Here is a 1740-nt window from a genome sequence, read left to right on the forward strand (position 1 = left end):
CAGCAAGCCGGCCGCCTCGTCCGATCCGCTGGGCGATCTGGCCAAGGCCCGGGCCGCCAGCGCGCCCGGCGGCGCCGAGCCGTTTGATTACTTCGTGCAGGCCGGTGCCTTCCGCACCCAGGGCGATGCGGATGCGCAGCGCGCCAAGCTGGCCATGCTGGGCTGGGAGGCCCGGGTGAGCGAGCGCGAGCAGAGCGGCCGCACCGTCTTTCGCGTGCGCGTCGGCCCCTTCACCAAGCGCGACGATGCCGAAATGCTCAAGGACAAGCTCGATGGCGCGGGCGTCGAATCCGCGCTGGTGCGCGTGCAGCGCTGAACTTTTCCCGCAGGCTGCCGCTCACAACCCTCTGACCGAACAAGGAGTGTCTTTTTCATGAAACGCCGCGAGTTTTCCCTGTCCACCGCCACGGCCGTGGCCGCTTCCGCCCTGACGCTGCCCCTGGCGACGCCCGCCATGGCCCAGGCCCGCCAATTCAAGGAAGGCAAGGACTACGTCAAGCTCGCCAAGCCCGTGGCCAGCGACGTGCCCGCCGGCAAGGTCGAGGTCATCGAGTTCTTCTGGTACAGCTGCCCCCACTGCAACGCCTTCGAGCCCACGCTGGAAGCCTGGATCAAGGCGGCGCCCAAGGACCTCGTCATCCGCCGCATGCCCGTGGCGTTCAACTCCAGCTTCGCACCGCAGCAAAAGCTGTACTTCGCCCTGGAAAGCATGGGCAAGGTCGGCGATCTGCACGCCAAGGTGTTTCGCGCCGTGCACGTGGAAAAGCAGGCCCTCAACAAGGACGACCTGATCTTCGAATGGGTCGGCAAGCAGGGCGTGGACGTGGCCAAGTTCAAGGAGGCTTACAACTCCTTCTCCGTGTCCAACCAGCTGCGCAAGGCCGCCCAGCTGCAGGAAGCCTACGGCGTGGAAGGCGTGCCCTCGATGGGCGTGGCCGGCCGCTACTACACCGATGGCACCATGGCCGGCAACATGCAGGGCGTGCTGCAAGTGGTGGAGTACCTCGCTTCCACCGCCGCCAAGGGCGGTTGAGTCCCCTGCTCCCGTGCGATGCAAGCCCGCGTTTGCGGGCTTTTTCTTTGCTGCTCCCGGATCGCGCCAAGGGGTGGCTACAATCTTTGCAAGATTCGTGCCCTATGAGAAAACGCCTCCTACCGATCCTCCTGCTTGCCGCCCTGGCTTTCGCCATGGGGGGCGCCCGCGCCGAAAAGGCCGACCGCAACAAGCCCATGAACATCGAGGCCGATGCACTGCGCCACGATGAGCTCAAGCAAACCAGCGTCTTCACCGGCCGCGTGGTGGTCACCAAGGGCACCATCCTGCTGCGCGGCGCGCGGCTGGACGTCCGGCAGGACCCCGATGGCTTCCAGTACGGCACCATGACGGCCGAGGCCGGCAAGCGGGCCTTCTTCCGGCAAAAGCGCGACACGGCGCCCGGCATGCCCGACGAGTTCGTCGAGGGCGAGGGCGAGGTCATCGAGTACGACGGCCGGGCCGATCTGGTGCGGCTCATCCGCCGCTCGGAACTGCGCCGCTACCGCGAATCCACCCTCACCGACGAGATGGCCGGTGCCCTCATCGTCTACAACAACCTGACCGACGTGTTCACCGTCGATGGCCAGAAGGCCGCCCCCGCCGGCAGCAACACCGCGGCCACGCCCGGAGGCCGCGTGCGCGCGGTGCTCTCGCCCAAGGAGACTCCGGCCAAGGCCGGGGCGCCCGCTGCGGCCCCCACCTCG

Annotated in this window: 3 protein-coding genes; all 3 read left to right on the forward strand. The window is 67.4% G+C overall.

Annotation, left to right across the window (positions count from 1 at the left end; genetic code table 11):
- A partial coding sequence (locus tag AC27IQ_RS23870) for an SPOR domain-containing protein (protein ID WP_487091045.1) occupies positions 1 to 316 on the forward strand: 316 nt, incomplete at its 5' end.
- A 57-nt stretch (positions 317 to 373) separates the two neighbouring features.
- Positions 374 to 1033: a thiol:disulfide interchange protein DsbA/DsbL gene (locus AC27IQ_RS23875; protein WP_284426220.1), complete on the forward strand. Its 660-nt coding sequence runs from the start codon at positions 374 to 376 to the stop codon at positions 1031 to 1033.
- A 104-nt stretch (positions 1034 to 1137) separates the two neighbouring features.
- Positions 1138 to 1740: lipopolysaccharide transport periplasmic protein LptA (gene lptA, locus AC27IQ_RS23880; RefSeq protein WP_487091046.1), on the forward strand; the 603-nt coding region annotated here is incomplete at its 3' end.

This window comes from Acidovorax sp. KPB24-07, assembly GCF_057543315.1.